At 70.8% G+C, this 14,057-nt stretch carries 13 protein-coding genes and 2 tRNA genes; 10 read left to right on the top strand and 5 right to left on the bottom strand.

Annotated features, from left to right (window positions below):
• Nucleotides 1–60: 60 nt before the first annotated feature.
• Nucleotides 61–738 carry a FadR/GntR family transcriptional regulator gene (locus KHC19_RS11100; RefSeq protein WP_213352418.1) on the top strand — a complete coding sequence of 226 codons (678 nt, stop codon included), beginning with the start codon at nucleotides 61–63 and terminating at the stop codon, nucleotides 736–738.
• 15 nt (nucleotides 739–753) lie between these two features.
• On the opposite strand, the gene KHC19_RS11095 is transcribed toward KHC19_RS11100, so the two are convergent.
• Nucleotides 754–1,950 carry a CaiB/BaiF CoA transferase family protein gene (locus KHC19_RS11095; protein WP_213352417.1) on the bottom strand — a complete coding sequence of 399 codons (1,197 nt, stop codon included), beginning with the start codon at nucleotides 1,948–1,950 and terminating at the stop codon, nucleotides 754–756.
• A gap of 183 nt (nucleotides 1,951–2,133) precedes the next feature.
• On the opposite strand from KHC19_RS11095, the gene KHC19_RS11090 reads away from it, so the two are divergent.
• Both KHC19_RS11090 and KHC19_RS11085 read left to right on the top strand, forming a co-directional pair.
• Complete coding sequence (locus KHC19_RS11090; RefSeq protein WP_213352416.1) at nucleotides 2,134–2,916, top strand: glutamine amidotransferase-related protein; 783 nt, start codon at nucleotides 2,134–2,136, stop codon at nucleotides 2,914–2,916.
• Between the two features lie 112 nt (nucleotides 2,917–3,028).
• Nucleotides 3,029–3,115 (top strand) — tRNA-Leu (locus KHC19_RS11085).
• A 2-nt stretch (nucleotides 3,116–3,117) separates the two neighbouring features.
• On the opposite strand, the gene KHC19_RS11080 is transcribed toward KHC19_RS11085, so the two are convergent.
• The gene (locus KHC19_RS11080; RefSeq protein WP_343207692.1) at nucleotides 3,118–3,951 is read right to left on the bottom strand and encodes an IclR family transcriptional regulator; all 834 of its coding nucleotides are present in this window, start codon (nucleotides 3,949–3,951) and stop codon (nucleotides 3,118–3,120) included.
• Nucleotides 3,952–4,311: 360 nt separating this feature from the next.
• On the opposite strand from KHC19_RS11080, the gene KHC19_RS11075 reads away from it, so the two are divergent.
• From KHC19_RS11075 to KHC19_RS11060, 4 genes are all read left to right on the top strand, one after another.
• Nucleotides 4,312–5,166 (top strand): 2,4-didehydro-3-deoxy-L-rhamnonate hydrolase, encoded by an 855-nt coding sequence (locus KHC19_RS11075; protein ID WP_213352414.1) that lies wholly within the window; start codon nucleotides 4,312–4,314, stop codon nucleotides 5,164–5,166.
• A gap of 11 nt (nucleotides 5,167–5,177) precedes the next feature.
• On the top strand, nucleotides 5,178–5,924 hold the full coding sequence (locus KHC19_RS11070) for an SDR family oxidoreductase (RefSeq protein WP_213352413.1): 747 nt from the start codon (nucleotides 5,178–5,180) through the stop codon (nucleotides 5,922–5,924).
• A 98-nt stretch (nucleotides 5,925–6,022) separates the two neighbouring features.
• A complete protein-coding gene (locus tag KHC19_RS11065; RefSeq protein ID WP_213352412.1) occupies nucleotides 6,023–7,348 on the top strand; it encodes an MFS transporter in 1,326 nt (441 codons plus the stop codon).
• A gap of 149 nt (nucleotides 7,349–7,497) precedes the next feature.
• The gene (locus tag KHC19_RS11060; protein ID WP_213352411.1) at nucleotides 7,498–8,337 is read left to right on the top strand and encodes a PfkB family carbohydrate kinase; all 840 of its coding nucleotides are present in this window, start codon (nucleotides 7,498–7,500) and stop codon (nucleotides 8,335–8,337) included.
• Between the two features lie 19 nt (nucleotides 8,338–8,356).
• On the opposite strand, the gene KHC19_RS11055 is transcribed toward KHC19_RS11060, so the two are convergent.
• Nucleotides 8,357–9,019 (bottom strand): phosphoribosyltransferase, encoded by a 663-nt coding sequence (locus tag KHC19_RS11055; protein ID WP_213352410.1) that lies wholly within the window; start codon nucleotides 9,017–9,019, stop codon nucleotides 8,357–8,359.
• 223 nt (nucleotides 9,020–9,242) lie between these two features.
• Between KHC19_RS11055 and KHC19_RS11050 the strand changes: the two genes are divergently transcribed.
• On the top strand, nucleotides 9,243–11,435 hold the full coding sequence (locus KHC19_RS11050) for a transglycosylase SLT domain-containing protein (RefSeq protein WP_213352409.1): 2,193 nt from the start codon (nucleotides 9,243–9,245) through the stop codon (nucleotides 11,433–11,435).
• A 298-nt stretch (nucleotides 11,436–11,733) separates the two neighbouring features.
• A complete protein-coding gene (locus KHC19_RS11045; protein ID WP_213352408.1) occupies nucleotides 11,734–12,072 on the top strand; it encodes a hypothetical protein in 339 nt (112 codons plus the stop codon).
• A 197-nt stretch (nucleotides 12,073–12,269) separates the two neighbouring features.
• Here KHC19_RS11045 and KHC19_RS11040 read toward each other — a convergent pair.
• Nucleotides 12,270–12,345, bottom strand: a tRNA-Thr gene (locus KHC19_RS11040).
• Nucleotides 12,346–12,520: 175 nt separating this feature from the next.
• Nucleotides 12,521–13,510 (bottom strand): zinc metalloprotease HtpX, encoded by a 990-nt coding sequence (htpX, locus tag KHC19_RS11035; protein ID WP_213352407.1) that lies wholly within the window; start codon nucleotides 13,508–13,510, stop codon nucleotides 12,521–12,523.
• Nucleotides 13,511–13,676: 166 nt separating this feature from the next.
• Here htpX and KHC19_RS11030 point away from each other — a divergent pair, with 166 nt between their 5' ends.
• Nucleotides 13,677–13,889 (top strand): DUF1674 domain-containing protein, encoded by a 213-nt coding sequence (locus KHC19_RS11030; protein WP_213352406.1) that lies wholly within the window; start codon nucleotides 13,677–13,679, stop codon nucleotides 13,887–13,889.
• The last annotated feature ends 168 nt before the right edge of the window (nucleotides 13,890–14,057 follow it).

Here is a 14,057-nt window from a genome sequence, read left to right as displayed (position 1 = left end):
ATTGTTGTTTGCGGCGGAATCTATTGGTATACCAAATGCAAGAAACGGGACGGAGACGTCATGGATAGCGTGCTGGTCGACCGCAAGCCGGCGAGCCTGGTGCAGGACTTCCTCGACCGGGCCATCGGCTCCGGCACCTATGGGCCGGGCGCCAAGCTGCCGACCGAGCGGGCGCTGGCGGAGAAGCTCGGCGTGCCCCGCTCGGCGGTGCGCGACGTGCTGTCGGTGCTGGAAGCGCAGAAGAAGGTGGTGCGCATCATCGGCTCCGGCACCTATGTGGCGAAGACGCCGCCGGCCGGCGAGCCCGCCCGCAGCCGCGACGCCAGCCCCACCGAGATCATGGCCGCCCGCCTCATCGTGGAGCCGCGCCTGGCGCAACTGGTGGTGATGAACGCCACCGCCGCCGATTTCGAGCGCATGGAGGCCTGCAACCGCGAGGCGGAGGCGGCTGACGACTTCGAGGAATTCGAGACATGGGACGCGGCGCTGCACCAAGCCATCGCCGAGGCGACGCATAACCGGCTGATGGTGGCGATCTACGCCACCATCACCGCCGCCCGCGACCATGCCGACTGGGGCGAGCTCAAGCGCCGCTCCATCACCGCCGAGCGCCGCGACCTCTACCGGCAGGAGCATCGCGAGATCGTCGCCGCGCTGCGCGCCCGCGACGGCCGCGCGGCCGAGGCCGCGATGACCCGGCATCTCGTGCGGGTGAAGGCCAACCTGCTGGGGGAATGACGAACCCCGCCGGCCTCAGCCGACGATGCCGGCCGCGCGCAAGGCGGCGATCCGCTCCGGCGCATAGCCGAGCACCTCGCCCAGCACGGCATCGGTGTGCTCGCCGAGCCCCGGCGGCACGCGGCGCACAGTAGGCGGCGCCTCGGCCAGCCGCAGCGGGCTGCGCACCGAGCGGAAGCTGCCGATGGCCGGGTGCGGCGTCTCCACCACGCTGCCGCGCAGCTGCGCCGTCTCGCTGGCGAAGGCCTCCGACACCGTGTGCACCTTGCCGGCCGGGATGCCGAAGCGGTGCAGCCGGTCGAGAATGTCGGCGAGCCCGAAGCCGGCGATCTTCGTCGACAGCGGCGGCAGCAGCGCGGCGCGGCTTTCCGCCCGCCCGCGATTGGTGACGAAACGCGGATCCTGCGCCAGTTCCGGCGCCTCCAGCACGTTCACGCACAGCCGGCGATACTGCTCGTCATTGCCCACCGCCAGCGCCAGCCGCCCGTCGCGGCAGGCGAAGATCTGGTAGGGCACGATGGAAGGATGCGCATTGCCGAAGCGCTTCGCCTCATTGCCGGTGTTCAGATGCGCCGAGGCGACATTGGCCAGCAGGAACAGCGCCCCGTCCATCAGCGCGATGTCGATCGCCTGCCCCTGCCCGGTACGCTCGCGCATGTAGAGCGCCGCGAGGATCGCCTGCACCGCGTTCATGCCGGAGACGAGATCGACGAAGGCGACGCCGAGCTTCATCGGCTCGCCCTCCGCCTCGCCGGTGATCGCCATGAACCCGCTTTCGGCCTGGATGACGAAATCATAGCCGGGCCGGTCCTCCTGCGCGTTGTCGCGGCCATAGCCGGAGATCGAGCAGTAGATCAGCCGCGGATTGATCGCCTTCAGGTCCTCATAGGTGAGGCGGAACTTGCGCAGGCTCGCCGGGCGGAAATTCTCGATGACGATGTCCGCCTGCGCCGCCAGCCCGGCGATGATCTCCCGCCCTTCCGGGGTGGTGAGATCGACGGCGAGGCTCTTCTTGTTGCGGTTGGCGGCGAGGTAATAGGTGGCGATGCCGCCGGCGGCGGGCGGCGCCCAGGTGCGGGTGTCGTCGCCGGAGCCGGGATTCTCCACCTTCCACACCTCGGCGCCGAGGTCGCCCAGCGTCATCGTCGCCCAGGGCCCCGCGAGGACCCGCGACAGGTCGAGTACCTTGATGCCGTCGAGCGCGCCGGGCATGAGACCGCCTCCGTTTCGGGAAGACGGCACATAGCGGGTTCCGGGCGTGCGGAGCAAGCGGCCGCGGACGCCGGCGGGCGTCCCCCTTCCAAAGGCGCGCCGCAGCAGGCGCGAACGGGCTTGCTTCCCGTGGCCCATCCATCGTTATATTCACATGGACATAACGACGGATGGATGATGCAGATGCGCGGCAGGCGTAGGGCGGACCGGCGGCGTTCCGCCGTGGCGATCCGCCATGTGGCCTTCGAGGACCTCGGCGGCTTCGCCCGCACGCTCGATGCGCGCGGCTGGTCGGTCTCCTATTGCGAAGCGAGCACCGACCAGCTCTCGCACTATTCCATTCGCGACGCCGACCTCGTCATCGTGCTCGACGGGCCGATCGGCGTCGGCGACCAGCGCGCCTTCCGCTTCCTCGCCAGCGAGATGCATCTCATCGAACGCCGCCTGTCGCGCGGCCAGCCGACGCTCGGCATCGGCCTCGGCGCCCAGCTGATGGCGGCCGCGCTGGGCGGGCGGGTGGAGGCCGCCACGACGGCGCCGATCGGCTGGGGCGAGGTGTCGCTGACGCCGGAAGGCCGGCGCTCGGCCCTGGCGCCGCTCGGACGGCCCGGCGCCAAGGTGCTGCACTGGCGCGGCGACGGCATCGAGCTGCCGCCCGGTGCCCGCCGGCTCGCCTTCGACGCCCATCGCGAGAACCAGGCCTTCGCCTGCGGCGGCGAGGCCGGGCTGGCGCTGCAGTTCCACCTCGAGGCCGATCCGCGCGGGCTGGAGGAATGGTATGTCGGCCATGCGGTGGCGCTCGCCGCCGCCGGCATCGACGTGCGTCAGCTGCGCCGGCAGGGCCGGATCTGCGCCGAACAGGCCCGCGATGTCGCCGAGGCGGCGTTCGGCTGCTGGGTCGATGCGCGTTTCCCGGAATCGGCGCAGCAGGGACGGGGGACGCCGCTCGATCGCCTGTCGGCATGACCCGCCCGGCGACCCGCCCGGCGCGCCGGCGGATGCGGCGGCAAAACGGGGGATGTCCGCGCGGCGATCCCGGCTTGGCGAGCCGCGTCATCCGTTATAGATAGCTCCCCGCGCGGGCGTGGCGGAATTGGTAGACGCAGCGGACTCAAAATCCGCCGTCCTCACGGATATGTCGGTTCGAGTCCGACCGCCCGCACCAGATCACGGTACCTGCCAGCCCAGCGCCTCGCTGATCGCCTCCGCCGTGCGGCGCACTTCGGCCGACAGCGCGTCCATCCGCTCCGGCTGCATATATTGCGCGATGCTTGAGACGCTCAGCGCCGCGACGATGGCCCCGCTGGCGTCGCGGATCGGCGCCGCCACGCAGCGCAGCTGCGATTCGGTCTCTTCCATGTCGAAGGCGATGCCGTTGGCGGCATAGGCCCGCATCCGCCCCAGCCAGGCCTCCCGCGTCAGCGCCGCCGGTGCACCGGGGCGCGGCCCGCCGGCGCCGTAGAAGCCGTTCCACCGCGCCTCGTCCATGTCGAGTACCAGCGCCTTGCCGAGGCCGGTCGACCAGACCGGGTGCCGGTCGCCGATGGTCGAGCGGATCTCGAACAGCCGCTGTCCCGGCACCTTGTCGAGATAGAGAACCGCGTCGCCGTCGAGTATGCCCAGCTGCACCGTGTCCTGGGTCTTTTCCGCCAGTTGCCGGAGATGGGCGTGCGCCGCCTGGCGCAGCGGCATGTCGCGCTGGGCGCGGAAGCCGAGCTCCATCAGCTTCGGGCCGAGGCTGTAGCCCTGGCGTGGCACGAAATTCAGGTAGCGGCGCTCCACCAGCGCCGCGGCGAGCCGATGCACCGTGGTGCGCGTCATGCCGAGCTCGCGCGAAAGGCTCGCCAGATCGCCCCGGCCGGCCGCCACCGCTTCCAGCACGTCGAGCCCCCGCAGCAGCGTCTGCGCACCCGAGGGCGCGGCCCCCTCCGGCTTCCCGGAGGCGGAAGGGCGGGCGCCGTCCGGCGGCACGGCGGGTGAATCCACGGCAGGTGAATCCACGGCGGGCGTTTCCTTGGCCATCATGTCTCCCTGGAGATCGGTGCGGCGACCCTAGCGGCCGCAGGCAGGACCGACAACGCCGCCGCGACGGGGCGGGCGCAGCGCGTCCGAGCGCCCGCCACGCCTTGACACCGTGCCATCTTCTGCGCTTTTATTCCACATATGAAACATAAATCCCATTATATGGGATTTCAACAACAAGAAACCACCTTGGGAGATGAAGCTGCAGCGATCGCTGCGCCGGGCCTTGCCCTTCCCGACTGAGTTCGCCTCGCCGCCTCGCGGACGTCACCGCCGGGAACCGCCGGACGGGACCGGCTCGAGGCAGTCCGTCCCGCCCTCCTTCAGGAATCCTCCGCCGTGAAACTGTTGCGCTATGGCCCGTCGGGCCAGGAAAAGCCCGGCCTCCTCGATGCCGAGGGCCGCATCCGCGATCTGTCCGCCCGGCTCGCCGACATCGATTCCCGGGCGCTGGCCCCCGCCGCGCTGGCCGGGCTCGCCGCCGTCGATCCGGCCACGCTGCCGCTCGTCGAGGGCGCCCCGCGCCTCGGCGTGCCGCTTGCCAATGTCGGCAAGTTCATCGCCATCGGCCTGAACTATGTCGACCATGCCGAGGAATCGAACCTGCCCATCCCCACCGAGCCGGTGGTCTTCACCAAGGCGACCTCCTCGCTGTCCGGCCCGGACGACACGGTGATGCTGCCGAAGGATTCGGTGAAGGGCGATTGGGAAGTCGAGCTCGGCATCGTCATCGGTACCCGCGCCTCCTATGTCGAGGAGGCGGACGCGCTCAATCATGTTGCCGGCTATTGTCTCGTCAACGACGTGTCGGAGCGCGAGTTCCAGATCGAGCGCGGCGGCACCTGGGACAAGGGCAAGGGCTGCGACACCTTCGGCCCGGTCGGCCCGTGGCTGGTGACATCCGACGAGGTCGGCGACCCGCAGGCGCTCGACATGTGGCTGGACGTCAACGGCGTGCGCATGCAGACCGGCAACACCCGCACCATGATCTTCTCCTGCGCCACCATCGTCGCCTATGTCAGCCGCTTCATGACGCTGCTGCCCGGCGACATCATCACCACCGGCACGCCGCCCGGCGTCGGCATGGGCAAGAAGCCGGCCCCCGTCTATCTCAAGCCCGGCGACGTGATGACGCTCGGCATCGAGAAGCTCGGCACCCAGCGCCAGGCCGTCGTCGCCTGGTCGCGCGGCTGAGGAGAACGGACATGCTGTTCCCCGATCGTTTCGCCAACCGCGCCGCCGTCGTCACCGGCGGCGCGTCCGGCATCGGCCTCGACGTGGCCAGGCGCCTCGTCGCCGAGGGCGCCAAGGTCAGCCTGTGGGACCTGCAGGCCGACGCGCTCGCCGCGGCCAGGCAGGCCACCGGCGCCCATGACGTGCAGGCGCTCGACATCTGCGACGACACGGCCGTGGCCGAGGCGATGGCGGCGAGCACCGCCGCGCTCGGCGGCCTCGACATCCTCGTCGCCAGCGCCGGCATCACCGGCCCCAACACCACGGTGCGCGACTATCCGGCCGAGGCCTGGCGGCGAGTGATCGACGTCAACCTCAACGGCCTGTTCTACTGCAACCAGGCGGCGATCCGCGCGATGGAGACGAAGGCCTATGGCCGCATCGTCAACATCGCCTCCATCGCCGGCAAGGAAGGCAACCCCAACGCCTCGGCCTACAGCGCCTCCAAGGCCGGGGTGATCGGCTTCACCAAGTCGCTCGCCAAGGAAGTCGCCACCACCGACATCCGGGTCAACTGCATCACCCCGGCGGCGGTGAAGACGCCGATCTTCGACCAGATGACCCAGGCGCATATCGACTTCATGCTGTCGAAGATCCCGGTGAAGCGCTTCGGCGCCATCGAGGAGATCTCCGCGCTGGTGTGCTGGCTCGCCAGCGAGGAGGCCTCGTTCTCCACCGGCGCCGTCTTCGACGTGTCGGGCGGGCGCGCCACCTACTGAAGCCCCGTCGGGCCAAAGCCGTCGAGCCTCGCGCGGCGGTCGCCGCACCGCCGGGCGCGGCTCCAACCACCAATCGATCCCGCCAAGGAGGAGACGCGATGTCGGTCGCGACGGGAGTGCCATCGGTCGAAAGTGACGACGCCATCCGCAGGAGCGTGCTCGGCAAGCTGCGCTGGCGGATCGTGTTCTATTGCTTCGTCCTGTTCATCATCAACTATCTCGACCGCGTGAATGTCGGCTTCGCCGCGCTTCACATGAACAAGGACATCGGCCTGTCGCAGACGGCCTATGGCCTTGGCGCCGGCATCTTCTTCATCGGCTACATCGCCTTCGAGATCCCCAGCAACATGATCATGCGGAAGGTGGGGCCGAAGCTCTGGATCGCCCGCATCATGATCACCTGGGGCCTGATCTCCGGCGGCATGGCCTTCGTGGGCGGCGAGTACAGCTATTACGCGATGCGCTTCCTGCTCGGCCTCGCCGAGGCCGGCTTCGTGCCGGGCATCCTGCTCTACCTCACCTACTGGTTCCCGCAGCGCGACCGCGCCAAGGCCACCGCCGGCTTCATGACCGCCACCGTGCTGTCCACCGTGATCGGCGCGCCGATCTCCGGCTGGATCCTCTCCGCCAACCCGACCTGGCTCGGCCTCGTCGCCTGGCAGTGGCTGTTCATCCTCGAAGCCGTGCCGGCGGTGATCTTCGGCATCATCACCCTGTTCTACCTGGTCGACCGGCCGGAGCAGGACACGCGCTGGCTCACCGCGCCCGAGCGCAAATGGCTGATCGCCGAGCTGGAGCGCGAGCATGAGGAAGTGAAGGCGGTGGGCGCACACGATTTCGGCGCCATCTTCCGCGATTACCGCGTCTGGCTGCTCACCGTCATCTACATGTTCAACGCCATGGCGGTGTATGGCGTGGTGCTGTGGCTGCCGCAGATCGTCAAGTCGATCGGCGGGCTCACCGATTTCCAGACCGGCCTCGTCACCGCCATCCCGTTCATCTTCGCCGCCATCGGCCTCGTCGCCGTGGCGCGCAGCTCGGACCGCACCGGCGAGCGCAAATGGCACACCGCCTTCTCGGCCCTGCTGGGCGGCGTGTTCCTGGGCGCGAGCGCCTTCGCCTCCGATCCGACGATGGGTCTGGTGCTGATCTGCATCGCCGCCTTCGGCGTCTGGGCGGTACTCGGCGTGTTCTGGAGCCTGCCGACGCAGTTCCTCACCGGCGCCGCCGCCGCCGGCGGCCTCGCCTTCATCAACGGCTTCGCGCAGATCGGCGGCTTCGCCGGCCCCTATCTCGTCGGCTGGATCCGCGACGCCACCCAGAGCTTCACCCCGGCGCTGCTCACGCTGGCGACCGGGCCCATCCTCGCCGCGCTGCTGTGCTTCACCATCAAGGTGAAGCCGACCAGACGCCGGCCGAACTAGGCGCCGGCCGATACCATCCCCGCGCGGGCGCCCTCACGGGCGCCCGTTTCGTTTCAGCGACGCCCCGCCGCGGGGCTTTCCACACGCCGCCGAACCTGCGAGGACATCGCGGCGGGCCGCAAGGTGCGCCCGCCGAAGGGCAGCCGAAGATGGGCCACATCCTTGTCGCGGGCAGCGTCAATGTCGACCGCATCTGGCGACTGGACGCGCCGCTGCGCGGCGGCGCCCGCCTGACCTATGAGGGCCACGCCCTGCGATGCGGCGGTGGCGGCTTCAACACCGGCGCGGCGCTGCTGGCGCTCGGCCATGCGGTCACTCTCGTCGCGACGCTGGCCGAGGACGATCTCGGCCAGGCCTGCCTCGACCGGCTGGTGGCGCTCGGCTTCGATATCGGCGCGATCGGGAGATCCGGCCGCCGCACAGTGCCGCTCGACATCTTCGTCGACCCGGCCGGCGAACGCACCATCCTGGCGCCGCGCACGACCGAGGCGCGCCGCCTCCACGCAGTGCCGCCGCGGGCCGCCGACATCGCCTATGTGAATGTCCGGCGCATGCAGCCCGATGTCCTGGCCGGCCTCGCGCGCGAAACCATCGTGGTGGCGCAGGTGCCGCTGGAAGCGGGGGAACGGCGCCCGGCGCAGGTGCTGATCGGCGCGGCGCCCGATGGCGGCATCCCCCTCGGGCCGGACAGTTTCGAGCAGGCGCGGCGGATCGCCGGCCCGTCGCTCTCCACCCTGGTGCTCACCGACGGGCCGCGGCCGGTGCATCTCGTCGAGGCGACCGGCCAGACCGCCCTGCCGGTCGCGGCCGTCGCGGGCGCCGGGGACACCACCGGGGCCGGCGACGTGTTCGCCGCCGGCTACATCGACGCGCTGCTGCGCGGCAGGACCGCCCCCGAGGCGGTGCGCCACGCCAGCGCGATCGCGGCCCGCTTCCTCGCCGACCGCCGGCACTTCTGGAACGACGCGCCGCTGCTCACCACCGACTGACGCGCCGCGCGAGGCTGGTTCAGGTTTCCGGCGGCCGGGCCTCGGCCGGGAACTGCGCGAGGATCGCGATCACCTCCGCATCGCTGAGCTGGCCGAAATCCTCATAGAAGCGACCAATGGCACCGAACGGCTCCGGCGTGGCGAGGCAGACCAGCGCATCGACCTCCCGCCGCAGCGCCGCCACCGCCTCGGCCGGCGCGACCGGCACCGCCAGCACCAGCTCCGCCGGCTCGCGGCGCCGCAGCGCCCGCAGCGCCGCCTTCACCGTCGCGCCGGTGGCGATGCCGTCATCGACGACGATCGCCACCCGTCCCGCCACCGGCACCGGCGTGCGCCCGCCGAGATAGCGGGTCCGGCGGCGCTCGATCTCCGCCAGTTCGTCGCGGCACACATGCTGGAAGGCCTCCTCGCCGACATGGGCGCTGCGGATCAACGCCTCGTTGCGCACGATGAGCGGCGCCGCCCCGTCCACCACCGCGCCGATGGCCAGCTCGGAATGGCCCGGCAGGCCGATCTTGCGCACCAGCAGCAGGTCCAGCGGCGCCGCGAGGCTTCGCGCGATCTCCGCCGCCACCGGCACGCCGCCGCGGGGCAGGGCCAGCACCACCGGGCGGCGGGACCGGTAGGCGGCCAGCGTCGCCGCCAGCCGGCGCCCGGCATCGATCCGATCCTCGAAGAGCATGGCCCTCTCCCGCCGGTTCGCCGGCACCGCCCGGGCACGTTCCGGCGCGCGTGCCGGAACAGGGCACATAGGGCGCCGGCGCCCGGCGGCAATGGCGATGACGCGGCGGGCGGACAGCGCGGCGGCGCCGGCTGGCCTGTCCCGCGCCCCGGGGTTGTGCTACCGTTGGGTCACAGTGCAGCAGACATCCGATTGGCGTGACATGAACAGGCTGGGGGGCCTCATGAATCCGCTGATTTTGCTTGCCGGTAATCTTCTTCCCAGCCTGCTCGACTTCCTTGTCGGCAAGCGCGGCGACAAGGTCGCCGACGCCGTGGTCGAGGCGGTGGCCCGCACCACCGGCTCGCTCGACGCCACCACCGCCCAGGAAAAGGTCGACCAGGACCCGGCGGCCGCGGCCGAGCTGCGGCTGTCCCTTGCCCGCATCGTCGCCGAGGAGAAGCGGCTGGAGCTGGAGGCCGAGGCGCAGCGCCGGCGTGACGAGATCGCGCAGGAGGCGCAGGTCCGCAAGGATGCGCTCGACCGCGACCTCGCCGCCCACAAGGCCCGGCTCGACGAGATCGTCGCCGGCGAGAAGGCGGCGCTGGAGCAGCGCCAGCAGGACCTTGCCGACACCACCGGCGCCCGGCAGCTGCTGAGCACGCTGCTCGACAAGGACACCATCGTCGCCCGCACGCCGATGGTGCTGTCCTACATCGTCACCATCGGCTTCTTCCTGGTGCTGGCGATGTTCCTCCTGCTGAAGAACCGGCTGGAAGTGCCGCAGCCGCCCGAGCTCCCCGAGGAGCTCGCCGACATCATCGGCACGCTGCAGCCCGCGCAGATCGCCGCTCTGGTGCAGCCGCGCTCCGATTTCGTCATCCAGATCATCAATATCTGCGTCGGCGCCCTCGCCGCCGCCTTCGCCACGGTGATGAGCTTCTGGCTCGGTTCCTCGCAGAGCTCGCGCAACAAGGACGTGCTCGCCGCCGGCCTGCAGCAGCGCACCGCCGAGAGCCAGGAGCGGCAGGCGAAGGAAAACATGCGCACCGTCGAGGAAGTGGCGAAGACGGTGTCGCAGGCCAAGTCGCCGCCGGCGGGCACCATCGTCGTCGCCGAGGACGGGTCGATCGCCACCGTCTCGCCGTCCCCGGGCGTCGTCGTCGCCCCGGCGGCCGAGGAACCGGCGCCCGAGCCGGCCAAGCCGATGAGCCCCAGCGTGCTCACCGAGCTGATGCCGAAGCTCACCCACCCGCACCGCCATTTTCCCGACGGGGTGAGCTGGGCGCTGACCCCGGCCGGCATCGCCATAGACGGCGCCCGCGCCGAGGGCACGCCGGGCGAGCCCACGACCGTCAGCGGCATCTGGGACCGGTTCGGCCCGCTCTGCGCCGCCTCGGCGAAGAAATACGGCGTGCCGGTGGAGCTGGTGGTCGCCACCATCGCCACCGAGAGCTCCGGCAATCCCGGTGCCCGCCGTGCCGAGCCGCAGATCGGCGACGAGAGCGTCGGATTGATGCAGACGCTGGTGAAGACCGCCCGCTTCGCCACCGGGCGCGAGAGCCTGAAGGCCGACGACCTGCTCGATCCGGCCACCTCGATCGACGCCGGCACCGCCTACATCGCCAAGCAGCGCAGCTCCACCCAGCTCGACCCGCCGCGGGTGGCCGCGGCCTACAATGCCGGCTCGCTCAAGCGCGACGAGGCGGGCGCCAATCGCTGGAAGCTGCACTGCTTCCCGCGCGGCACCGGCCAGCACATCGACCGGTTCGTCGCCTGGTTCAACGACGCCATGCGGGTGTCCGACGACGAGGATTGGGGCCGGGTGCGGGAGTGCCCGAGTTTCGCCCAGGAACTGGTCGGCATCGCCCCGCCGCCGGCGGCGCTGGACCTCTCCTCGCCCGACTTCCCCCCGCGCCCCGGCTTCCGCCCGCTGCTGTCGCTGGAGGACCGCCAGAAGCTGTTCGGCGCCTTCCAGTTCGTGCACGCCCCCGTCGCCGGCAATCCCGAGAACATCCGCATCCTCGGCGATTGGGAGACGCGCAACATCGTCAAGGTCGAGATCCCGCTCAAGAGCTTCCTCGGCAAGCCGGGACCGCTCGCCATCCGCTTCCACGTCAAGGCGAAGGACCAGCTGGTGGCGCTGTGGCTGGAATGGGAGAAGGCCGGGCTGCTCGACCGCATCCTCACCTATGACGGCGCCTTCGTGGCGCGCTTCCAGCGCAAGAGCACCACCAAGCTGTCCAACCACGCCTTCGGCACCGCCTTCGACATCAACGCCGCCTGGAATCCGCTCGGCGTCGAGCCCGCGGCGATGGGCGAGAAGGGATGCCTGCGCGAGCTGGTGCCGATCGCCAACCGGCACGGCTTCTATTGGGGCGGCCACTTCAACACCCGGCCGGACGGCATGCATTTCGAGGTCGCCCAGCTGCTATAGGCCGAGACCGGCAGGGCACTTCCGCCCGCCGCGCAGCCCCGCCCGCCGATCCGCAGGGCACGTCGCTTCTGCGTCCACGCAGGATCGCGGCGCCCGCCGGCGCGGCATTTCCGGCGATCCGCTCCCGACTTCTCCCCGCGGAAGGCATGCTTCGGCCCCGTTTCCGCCCGGGTGCTGACGCGAAGCGGCGGGATGCTGCCGGCTGGGTCGGCGAAACCCACGTTCCGGTTCCGGCGTTGCAGCGGCAGATGGGCCGCCTCCGCGCCGAAGCGGGACGTCCCCTTGCGGGAGAACAGACGTGGACAGACGTGGATTTCTTCTCGGCCTCGCCGGCGCCATCGGCGCCGGGGCGACGGCCGGCCTCGCCTTCGCCGCCCCGGCCGAGGCGACGCCGCTCGATCAGCTGAAGGGCCTCGCCCCGCCCGACCCCGCGGCTGCCGCCACCCCGGACGGCACCGCCATCGAGGACGCACAATATTGGGGTCCGCCCCGCCACGGCTGGGGGCCGCCTCCCGGCCCGCCCCCGGGCTATTGGCGCCGCCGCCGTCGCTGGCGCGGCCGTCGCCGCCGGGTCTGCGGCTGGCGCCGCGACCGCTGGGGCCGGCCGTTCCGCAACTGCTGGTATGTCTGGCGCTGACGGGAAGCCGATCGGCAGGGACGGCGCGAACCCTCGCGCCGTCGCTCTCCCGGTGCCGGGTCCTTGACCGCCTCCCGATGGCGCGCCCCGGCTGGCGCCCAGCGGCAAGCCGCGAGCGCGCGGCAAGCATCGCGGCCGGGCTCGCACGTAGCCATCAATGTGAAGAAGCGGACCGTTCGGCCCCGCTCGGGGGGTAATGGTGCCGCGGAAGGGATTCGAACCCCCGACCCACGCATTACGAATGCGTTGCTCTACCAGCTGAGCTACCGCGGCACGGACACCCGTCGACGGCGCCTCTGATAGCCGCGAAGCCGCGGTTTTTCAAGCGTGCCGCCGGCATTGCGTGGAATATGGCTCCTCGCGTCCCTCGGCGTCGCCCGCCAGGCTCGCGTCAGGGCCTTATCGGGTCCGCGCCGGGCCACCCCTCGAGCCGGCCGCGATACGCGGCTCAGCCCCAGGGGCCACGGCGCCCGCCCTCCTGGCCGCCCTTCTGGCCGCCGCCTCGCCCCCACGGATCCGACGAGGGTCGCGCCGTCGCGCCGGCACCGCCCTGCGGCTGCCCACCCCAGCCGGAGCCGGCCGGGGCCGCGCCGCCCATTTCCCGCGCCAGCGCCTCGAGCGCGGCGATGCGGTTCTCCGTCGCCGGGTGGGTGGAGAACAGATTGTCCATCCGCTCGCCCGACAGCGGGTTGATGATGAACATGTGCGCGGTGGCCGGGTTGCGCTCGGCCTCCATGTTCGGCACCTGATGCGCGTAGTTCGAGATCTTCGCCAATGCCGAGGCGAGCCACATCGGCTGGCCGCAGATCAGCGCGCCCTCGCGGTCGGCGACATATTCGCGCGAGCGCGACACCGCCATCTGCACCACCATGGCGGCGAGCGGGGCGAGGATCATCATCAGGATGGTGCCGATCACGCCGAAGGGATTGTTGTTCTCGCGGTTGTGCCCGAAGAACATCGCGAAATTCGCCAGCATCGAGATCGCGCCGGCCAGCGTCGCGGTGACGGTCATGGTCAGCGTGTCGTAATGCTTGATATGCGCCAGCTCGTGCGCCATCACGCCGGCCACTTCCTCACGCGAGAGCGCGTTGAGCAGGCCGGTGGAGGCCGCCACCGCGGCATGGCTGGGGTTGCGGCCGGTGGCGAAGGCATTGGGCTGCGGGCTGTCGATGATGTAGACGCGCGGCATGGGCAGGTCAGCGCGGGCCGCGAGCTGTTCCACCATGCCGACGAATTCCGGCGCGCTGGCGCGATCCACCTCGCGGGCGCCGTACATGGACAGCACCATGCGGTCGGAATTCCAGTAGCTGAAGACGTTCATGCCGGCGGCGACCACCAGCGCGATCATCATGCCGCCGGACCCGCCGATCATGTAGCCCACGGCCATGAACAGCGCCGTCATCCCCGCCAGCAGGATCGCCGTGCGAAAATAGTTCATCGATGCCCTCTTCCGGCGCCGGTTCCGCGGCGCCTCGTCGGGAATAGGATGGGAAGCGGCACCGGCTGACGCAAGGGAGCCGCGCGGCGACGGACCAAAGCCCCCCGCCATGGCGGCTGTCGGTCATGCCTTGACGCGCCGGCCCGAGCGGTGGTTCCAATGGGCCATGGACGAGAACGACACCAACTCTCCCGCGCCCCCGCCGGCCCCGCCGCGCGAGCTGCCGCCCGCCGCCCGCCGCGCCCTGGAAGAGGCCGCCGCCCGCCGCGCGGCCCAGGGCGCGCCCGCGCCGCTGCCGAAGGAGATCGACGGGCGCGGCGGCCCCGAGCCGGTGCGCTATGGCGACTGGGAAGTGAAGGGCATCGCCTCGGATTTCTGAGGCCATCCAGACAACGACGACACGCCTCCTGAACATCACGCCAGGTCGTGGACGCCGGAGCGCGTCAAAAAGTCGGGCGCGCCTGCCACTGAAAACATCCCGATACGGATGATCGGTCTCACATCAGATCGCACCGACGTTTCCGTCCGGGCGACAGCTTTGGAAGCC

The sequence above is a fragment of the Ancylobacter oerskovii genome (assembly GCF_018390555.1).
Taxonomy (GTDB): Bacteria; Pseudomonadota; Alphaproteobacteria; order Rhizobiales; family Xanthobacteraceae; genus Ancylobacter; species Ancylobacter oerskovii.
The sequence above is the reverse complement of the archived record's forward strand: the minus strand, read 5'-3'. Positions and strand labels throughout refer to the sequence as shown.